The sequence below is a fragment of the Sphingomonas yabuuchiae genome (assembly GCF_001477495.1).
Lineage (GTDB): Bacteria > Pseudomonadota > Alphaproteobacteria > Sphingomonadales > Sphingomonadaceae > Sphingomonas > Sphingomonas yabuuchiae_A.
Genome location: NZ_LDTF01000086.1, coordinates 23,422 through 30,135 on the forward strand (window position 1 = coordinate 23,422; position 6,714 = coordinate 30,135).

3 protein-coding genes are annotated in these 6,714 nt (G+C 67.1%); 2 read left to right on the forward strand and 1 reads right to left on the reverse strand.

Features of this window, described 5'->3' with window-relative positions; genetic code table 11:
- Window positions 1–77: 77 nt before the first annotated feature.
- Window positions 78–2,030 (reverse strand): acetate--CoA ligase, encoded by a 1,953-nt coding sequence (gene acs / locus NS355_RS14240; protein ID WP_058746310.1) that lies wholly within the window; start codon window positions 2,028–2,030, stop codon window positions 78–80.
- 287 nt (window positions 2,031–2,317) lie between these two features.
- Here acs and NS355_RS14245 point away from each other — a divergent pair, with 287 nt between their 5' ends.
- Window positions 2,318–4,846: a PAS domain-containing protein gene (locus NS355_RS14245; protein ID WP_058746311.1), complete on the forward strand. Its 2,529-nt coding sequence runs from the start codon at window positions 2,318–2,320 to the stop codon at window positions 4,844–4,846.
- 163 nt (window positions 4,847–5,009) lie between these two features.
- Window positions 5,010–6,662: an MFS transporter gene (locus NS355_RS14250; RefSeq protein WP_058746312.1), complete on the forward strand. Its 1,653-nt coding sequence runs from the start codon at window positions 5,010–5,012 to the stop codon at window positions 6,660–6,662.
- The last annotated feature ends 52 nt before the right edge of the window (window positions 6,663–6,714 follow it).

Genomic DNA, 6,714 nt, shown 5'->3' on the forward strand with positions numbered 1-6,714 from the left:
AGCCTCCGTTCGGCCTGAGCGAAGTCGAAGGCCAAGGGAAGACGGGGCTGCTGGATAACCACCAGCCCCGTCCCGGATCACGCCGCCTTCTTGTCCGGTTCGATCCGGTTGGCGACGAGGTGATCCACCACCGCCGGATCGGCCAGCGTCGAGGTGTCGCCCAGCGCATCGACCTGGTTCTCGGCGATCTTGCGCAGGATGCGGCGCATGATCTTGCCCGAGCGGGTCTTGGGCAGGCCGGGTGCGAATTGCAGAGCGTCCGGCGTGGCGATCGGGCCGATCTCGCGGCGGACCCACTGGACCAGTTCGGCGCGCAACGCCTCGTCTTCCTCAACACCGGCGTTCAGCGTGACGAAGGCGTAGATGCCCTGCCCCTTCACGTCATGCGGCATGCCCACGACGGCGGCCTCGGCGACCTTGGCATGGGCGACCAGCGCGGATTCGACCTCGGCGGTGCCCATGCGGTGACCCGAGACGTTGATGACGTCGTCGACCCGGCCGGTGATCCAGTAATAGCCGTCCTCGTCGCGGCGGCATCCGTCGCCGGTGAAATACTTCCCCGGATAAGTGGTGAAATAGGTCTGGAAGAAGCGGTCGTGATCGCCCCAGACGGTGCGCATCTGCCCCGGCCAGCTGTCGGCGATGACGAGGTTGCCCTCGACCGCACCCTCCAGCACCTTGCCCTCGGCATCGACGATTTGCGGCAGCACGCCGGGTAGCGGCAGCGTGGCCGAGCCGGGCTTCAGCGCCACCGCGCCGGGGATCGGCGCGATCATGTGCCCCCCGGTCTCGGTCTGCCACCAGGTGTCGACAATCGGGCAGCGCCCCTCGCCCACCACCTTGTGATACCATTCCCAGGCTTCCGGGTTGATCGGCTCGCCGACCGAGCCCAGCACGCGCAGGGACGAGCGGTCGGTCTTCTTCACCCATTCGTCGCCTTCACGCATCAGCGCGCGCAGCGCGGTCGGCGCGGCGTAGAAGGTCGCGACCTTGTACTTGTCGACGATCTGCCAGAAGCGGCTGAAATCGGGATAGTTGGGGACGCCCTCGTACATCAGCGTGGTCGCGCCGTTGGCGAGCGCGCCATAGACGACATAGCTGTGCCCCGTGACCCAGCCCACGTCCGCAGCGCACCAGAACACCTCGCCCTCGCGATAATCGAAAACATGCTGGTGGGTGTAGGACGCCCAGAGCAGATAGCCGCCGCTGGTGTGGAGCACGCCCTTGGGCTTGCCGGTCGATCCGCTGGTATAGAGAATGAACAGCGGATCCTCCGCCCCCATCGGCTCGGGCGCGCAGTCGGTGGCGGCGGCGTCGATGAGATCGCCATACCATTGGTCGCGGCCGTCCTTCATCGTTACGTCCACGCCGCTATGGCGGACGACGACGACATGGTCGACCGAAACGCCGTCATGCCCCAGCGCGGCGTCGACATTGGCCTTGAGCGGCACCGCCTTGCCCCCGCGACAACCGCCATCCGCGGTGATCACGATGCGCGAATCGCAATCGACGATCCGGTTGGCGAGGCTTTCGGGCGAGAAACCTCCGAATACGATCGAATGGATCGCGCCGATCCGCGCACAGGCCAGCATCGCGAAGGCCGCCTCGGGGATCATCGGCAGATAGATGGTGACGCGGTCGCCCCTGGCGACGCCCAGCCCCTTCAGCGCATTGGCGAGGCGACAGACCTGCTCGTGCAGGTCGCGATAGGTGATGCGGCGGTCGGTGCCGGGGGCATCGCCTTCCCACAGGATGGCGACCTGATCGGCGCGGGTTTCCAGATGCCGGTCGATGCAGTTGGCCGCGACGTTCAACTGTCCGTCGGCGAACCAGTTGATGCGGAAATCCGCCTCGTCGAAACTGGTGTCCTTCACGCTGGTGAAGGGCGCGATCCAGTCCAGACGCCCGGCCTGTTCGCGCCAATAGCCGTCGGGATCGGTCTTGGCGGCGTCATAGGCCTGGGCGTAGCGTTCCGCATTCATGGACGCGCTATCGGCCCATTCGGGAACGGGGTGAACATGGGCGCTCATGCCTGTCTCTCCTTGTCTTTGTCCGACCTTTAGCAGTCCAACATCACAATTGCCTATCGGCTCCGTGACAAAGTACGTCCTGCGACCGGGATTCGATGACACGGCAAAATGTCGTCGTCATGACGACCGTTGATCATAATCACGGGGCCGTTGCGCGAAGACGACGGGGGCATGATGGAAAATTGCATCCATCCAGAGCAAGATACCGCCCACCCCCTCTATTCCTGCCGCCAAAGCAACGCTACAGCGGCAAGTGCACCGGGTTTCGAGGGGGAGCCGAACCGAGGATGACCGCGACTGCCCACGACCCTGCCGAAATCCCCGCCGGTTTTGCCGCTGTTCTGGCGCGCAGCGGCGAGATGGGTCGGCTGATCGCGGGGCATGACTGGGCCGCGACGCCGCTGGGGCCGATCGCCACCTGGCCGCAGAGCCGGTTGACGGCGATCGCCATCGCGCTCGCCTCCTCGATCCCCATCGCCACCATCTGGGGGCCTGAGGGCATCCTGATCTACAATGCTGGCTATGCCGAATTTTCCGGCGACCGGCACCCGGCCATGCTGGGCACGCCCCTGGTCGGGGTGTGGCCGGAGGCGACGGCATTCAACACCCAGGTCATCGCCGAGGGGCTGGCGGGCCGAACGCTCGCCTATCGCGACCAGGCGATGATGCTGAACCGCAAGGGCGTGCCCGAGCAGCATTGGCTCGACCTCGACTATACCCCCATCGCCGACGAAAGCGGCCGTCCGGCGGGCATCCTGGCGACAGTGATCGACAGCAGCGCCCGGATGCGAGACCGGCAGGACCGCGAAATCGCGCTGTCCGCCGCGCGCGAGAGCGAGGCGCGGTTCCGCAACGTCGCCGACTATGCGCCGATCGTCATCTGGGTGACCGATACCGACGGCCATTGCACCTATATCAACCGTACCTGGCACATTCAGACCGGACAGGACGTCGCACAGGGCCTGCACTTCGGCTGGGCCGACATGGTCCATGTCGACGACCGCCCGTCGGCGGAGCAGGCGTTCCGCGAGGCCCTGGTCGCGCCGCGCGCCTTCCAGACCGAATATCGGCTGGCGCAGGTGCAGGGCGGCTATCACTGGGTCATGGCGTCCGGCGTTCCGCGTTTCGACGATGACGGCACCTTTCTGGGCATGATCGGAACGGTCGTGGATATCGACGAGCGCCGCCGGGCCGAGGCGACGCTGCGCGACGTGAATGCGGTGCTGGAGCGCCGGGTGATGGAGGCGCTGGCCGAGCGCAAGCTGTTCGCCGACATCATCGATTCCACCGGCACGCTGGTCCAGGTGCTGGGCTTCGACCATCGCTATCTGGCGATCAACCGCGCCGCGGCCGAGGATTTCGAACGTATCTTCGGCACCCGCCCGCAGATCGGCCAGCACAAGGCCGAGGCGATGGCCGACCGGCCCGAGATCCTGACGGTGATGCGCGATTACTGGACGCGCGCGCTGGCGGGCGAGGAGTTTTCGGTCATCCAGGCGCTCGACGATCTGACGGGCGCGCGGCACCATTACGAACTGCGCTTCAGCCCGCTGGTCTCGGCCGAGGGGACGCCGATCGGCGCCTATCAATTCGCGACCGATGTCTCGGAACGGCTGGCGCAGCAGGAACGGCTGCACGACATGGAGGCGCAACTGCGCCAGAGCCAGAAGATGGAGGCGGTCGGCCAGTTGACCGGCGGCATCGCGCACGACTTCAACAACCTGCTCCAGGTCGTGGTCGGCAATCTGGAGATGCTCGACCGGTTCCTGCCGGAGGGCGAGCATCCGCGCGCCAGACGGTCCGCGACCAATGCGATGACGGGCGCGCGGCGGGCCGCGACGCTGACCCAGCGGCTGCTCGCCTTTTCGCGGCGGCAACCGCTGGCCCCGCAATCGGTCGATGCGCGGCGGCTGGTCGACGGGCTGTCCGACCTGCTGACCCGGACCCTGGGCGAGCAGGTACGCCTGTCGGTCGAATCGGCCGACGATCTGTGGGTCACGGAGGCCGATCCCAACCAGCTGGAAAGCGCGATCCTGAACCTGGCGGTCAATGCGCGCGACGCGATGCCGCATGGCGGCACCCTGTCGATCACGATGCGCAATGCGACGCTGGACGGATTGGCGACGATGGCGGCGGGGCCGGTGCCCTATCCCACCGATCCGGGCGATTATGTCGCGATCGACGTCAGCGACACCGGCACCGGCATGGACCGCGCGACGCTGGGCCGCGTGTTCGAGCCGTTCTTCACCACCAAGGAGGTCGGCAAGGGCACCGGCCTGGGCCTGTCGATGGTCTATGGTTTCGCCAAACAGTCGGGCGGGCAGGTGCAGATCGAGTCGCGCCCCGGCGAGGGCACCTGCGTCACCCTGTTCCTGCCGCGCTTCCAGGGTGAGATCACCGCCCCGCTGGAGCTGCCCCCGGTCGCCGCGCATCCCGTTCGCGGATCGGAAACGATCCTGGTGGTCGAGGACGATGCCGATGTCCGCAGCTATTCGACCGAGGCGCTGCGCGAACTGGGTTATGACGTGATCGAGGCGGAGGACGGGGCATCGGCGCTCGCCCTGCTCGATGCGCCCGACGCGTCGCGGATCGCGCTGCTGTTTTCCGATGTGGTGCTGCCCGGCGGGATGACGGGGGCCGACCTGGCCTCGGCCGCGCGGTCGCTGCATCCCGAGCTGAAGGTGCTGTTCACCACCGGCTATGCCCGCGACGTGATCGTTCATGGCGGGCGGCTGGACGCCGGGGTGGCGCTGATCACCAAGCCGTTCGACTTTGCCGACCTGGCGGCGCGGATCAGGGCGATGCTGGACGGATAACGGACCAGCTGGGCGGCGCGGGCGGGCGATCGCCCAATGGGTGGAATACCGCCCCGCAACACCCTGAAATCCCCCGCTCCGTCGCGCGGATGACGGCGCGCTTTCCGGAACGCACCCGAGTCGGCGGGTTGCGCGTTCAGCGCGACGGGACGAAAGGACAGGGATGGCATCGCGGTTTCGGCAATTCTGGAGCGAGGAGGAATGGTCCTTCGCTCCCCATGAGCGGCCGACCATTCCCGGCTCGCCCGGCAATTTCGATCATCCGAACCGGCGGCGCATCGCATATGGCGTGATCGCGGTCCTGATCGGCCTGACCGGTGGCCTCGGCAATGCGCTGGTCCAAGTGAACACCATTCAGCTGCAGGGCGCATTGGGCCTCGACCCGACCGAAATCGCGTGGCTGCCCATCGCCTATGTGATGACCAACGCGTCGATCAATCTGCTGCTGATCAAGTTCCGCCAGCAATTCGGCCTGCGCCCCTTCGCGCTGCTCTTTTCGGGCCTCTACACGATTCTGGCCTTCGCCCATCTGTTCGTGCGCGATTTCGCCACCGCCATCGCGGTGCGCGGCGCCAGCGGCATGGCGGCGGCGGCGCTGTCGTCGCTGGGCCTTTATTATATGATGCAGGCGCTGCCGGCGAAATGGCGGCTGAAGGCGATCGTGCTGGGCATCGGCGTGCCGCAATGCGCGACGCCGCTCGCCCGACTCTTCTCGCCCGAACTGCTCGCCATGTCGCAATGGCGCACGCTCTACCTGTTCGAGTTCGGGCTGGCGGCGATCAGCCTGGCCTCGATCATCGCGCTGCGCCTGCCGCCGACGCAGCGGCTCAAGGCGTTCGAGCCGCTCGATTTCCTGACCTTCGCGCTCTACGCCCCCGCCATCGGCCTGTTCTGCGCCGTGCTGGGCCAGGGGCGGCTGGTCTGGTGGACGCAGGCCGCCTGGATTGGCTGGGCGCTGGTCATCGCCATCCCGCTGCTGGCGCTGGCGCTGTGGATCGAGCATCACCGCGCCAATCCGCTGCTCAACACCCGCTGGCTGGGGTCGATCGACATCGTGCGCTTCGCCATCGTCACGCTGATGGCGCGCATCGTCTTTTCCGAGCAGAATTTCGGCGCGGTCGGCCTGCTGACCGCGCTGGGCCAGAATAACGACCAGTTCGGCACGCTGTTCACCATCGCCTTCATCGCCTCGGTCGCGGGTGTCGTCATGAGCGCGGTGACGCTGAACCCGACCAAGCTGACCCACCCGGTCATGTATGCGATCGGCCTGGTCGCCATCGCCGCCTATGCCGACAGCTTCTCGACCAACCTGACCCGCGCGCCGGAGTTGTACGCGACGCAAGCCGTGATCGCCTTTTCGACCACCTTCTTCCTCGGCCCGTCGCTGTTGTTCGGCATGACCCGCGCGCTGCAACAGGGGGCCGGACACGTCATCAGCTTCATCGCGCTGTTCGGGATGCTCAATTCGGTCGGCAGTCTGGGCGGCACCGCCCTGCTCGGCACCTATCAGGTGGTTCGCGAAAAGGCGCACAGCGCCGCCATCGTCCAGAATATCGATCCCACCGACCCGCAGGTGACGCAGCGTATCGCGGCGGGCGGCGCGCGGGTGTCGGGCGTGGTCGGCGACCCGACGCTGGCACGGGCGGAGGGTGCTGCCCTGCTGTCGCAGGCCGCCACGCGCGAGGCGAATATCCGCGCCTATAACGACGTCTTCCGACTGGTCGCCGCACTGGCGGCCGCCGTCACCCTTTTCCTCGCGCTGCTGACCTGGCGGCGCGCGCGCCGCGCCCGTGCGGCGGCCAAGGTGCAGCCATGACCGACACGCGATCACCCGTCTCCCCTACCCCGATGACCGAGCAGGCCGCCGC